Below are 2,320 nucleotides of genomic sequence, written 5' to 3'. Positions count from 1 at the left end.
CGGTGGTGTGAGGGGTGCACTCCGTCATCTGATGGCGGAGCCATCCACTCGATTGGATGTCGTTTTAGTCAACAAATATCAATTCTCCTTTGGTTAAAGTATAGAAGAGGCCAACTATTTTTATCTCTCCGTTTTCTTCCATTTCTTTTAAGATTGGGCTTTTTGATCTGATTGTTGAAATGGCATGCCTTACATTATTTTCAGATACAATCTTTACAAATTCTTCATTCTTGGAAGTCATATTGCCCTTGTAGTTTTGGCTCATCCTTATAGCAGGTTTTATCTTTGAAAGGGTTGTAGTCAGGTTTCCTAATTTAACATCGTCTATAGCACCAATCACTGCCCCGCAATGTTGATGCCCCATTATTATAATTAATTTTGCTCCTGCAACTTTACATGCAAATTCCAAACTGCCTAATAAGTCTTCGTTAACAAAATTGCCAGCTATACGACCAACAAAAACATCTCCAATTCCCTGATCAAAAACATCTTCAACAGGTACACGGCTATCCAAACAGCTAACAACTACCGCTTTAGGATATTGACCAAAGGCAGATTTACGTATTTGCTCTGAGTGATCCCGATGAGTTAGATTATTGTTTCTAAACCGCTCATTACCATCCAGAAAATCCTGAAGTATTTGGTCGGGAGTTAATTTAGCGCGCTCCTCGGCACTAAGCACGGTTTTTACTAGTTCATCTGCGCTACTTTTATCAGGGTCAAATTTATTTTTTTCAGTTTCCATATTATTTCATCTTAAATTTTATAATTAAATTCACCATTTGTAAAAATCCCAATGCTAATGGGTAGTCATATCTTTGTTAAGTTCTTTCTTCAACCAAGATAAACCAATATCCATGTTCTCAAAGAGCTGATTTTCCGGAATTAAATCCGGGATTATATCAATGGAGCGAAGCATATCCTCGGGTTGACTTTGTAAACCGACAATAACTACTTGTAATCCTTTTTTATTTAAATCAAAAAGTGTTTCTTCCATTGCATACAAGCCTGTTTGATCTATGTGCGGAACACGATCCATTCGAATAATCAAGACTTTTATTTTTTTATCAATATTTTTAAACAGATTTAAAAAATGTGAAGTAAAGCCAAAAAACAAAGGCCCGTAAAGGTGCTTTACATATATGCTGTCTTTGAATTCTTCGAACAACTTTTTTTCATCATCCCATGGTTTCTCTCCTTTTAAATCAGCAAGGGTAGAACCCGAAGTACCTTTTTCGGCTATATCACCTGAACGTTTCATAAAGAGCACCGAAGCTAAAATCACTCCAATGGCAACTGCATAAATAAGGCTGCCAAAAGTTGTAATTAGTAAAACAATAACCAAGACAATTGCATCAGCTCTGGGTACATGTAATAAATGTTTTAATCCCTTTACGTCAATAATATTGAAGCCAACAGGAATAAGAATTCCAGCCAATACCGGTATAGGAATAAAGGCAGCTAACTTTCCTGCTCCAAGAAGCACAACCAGCAGAAACAAACCATGAATAACTCCGGAAAGGCGAGTTTTGCCGCCTGAATTGATATTTACAACCGTTCCCTTGGTTGCACCTGCACCTGGTATTCCACCTATCAATCCGGCTACAGCATTACCGATACCCTGACCAATCAATTCGCGATTACTGTTGTGTTTTGTTTTTGTTATATTATCTGCAATTACAGATGTCAGCAACGAATCAATTGATCCCAATACTGCTAATACAAGCGCATATTCTATAATGATTACATAAGCTTTGGAATCAATACTGAATAGCCCATCTATTTTAAGGGATGGTAAGCCGGCAGGTATGTCACCAATAAGTGGAATGTTTAATTTAAAAAAGTAAGCAACAAGCGATGCTGTTATGAGCGCAACAAGTGCACTTGGAACTGCTTTTGTAATTTTCGGAAATAAATAGAAAATTAATACCGTCATACCTCCAATCCCAATGGCAGCCAAATTAAATTCAGAAAACAAATGAGGGATGTCTTTTATAACACCAAAAGTGGATGATGGTGATCCAAGTCCTGCGAAGGGAAATATTTGTAATAAGATTATAATAAGTCCAACGCCACTCATAAATCCGGAGATTACCGGATAAGGAAAATACCTAATGTAGCTACCGATATTTATAAATCCAAAAAAGATTTGAAATAAACCAGCCAGTAAAAAAGTTGCGACAATGATGCCCATCGCATTTTCAAGACTTCCGGTCATGCTAATTGCTATTGCAATAAATGTGGCAGAAACCACTGTCATTGGACCAGTAGGGCCGCTAGCCTGCGTTTCGGTACCACCAAAAGCTGCGGCTAAAATACC

2 protein-coding genes are annotated in these 2,320 nt (G+C 37.5%); both read right to left on the bottom strand.

The window, feature by feature from the left end; translation table 11 throughout:
- Positions 1 to 64: 64 nt before the first annotated feature.
- Entirely contained in the window at positions 65 to 745 is a 681-nt protein-coding gene (locus tag AAC037_RS23605) for a carbonic anhydrase family protein (RefSeq protein ID WP_149915230.1), read from the bottom strand.
- Positions 746 to 799: 54 nt separating this feature from the next.
- Positions 800 to 2,320 (bottom strand): SulP family inorganic anion transporter (locus AAC037_RS23600; protein WP_339906088.1); only part of this gene is annotated, 1,521 nt, incomplete at its 5' end.

The organism is uncultured Cyclobacterium sp., assembly GCF_963976465.1.
Lineage (GTDB): Bacteria > Bacteroidota > Bacteroidia > Cytophagales > Cyclobacteriaceae > Cyclobacterium.
This window is presented reverse-complemented; position numbering and strand designations above follow the sequence as displayed.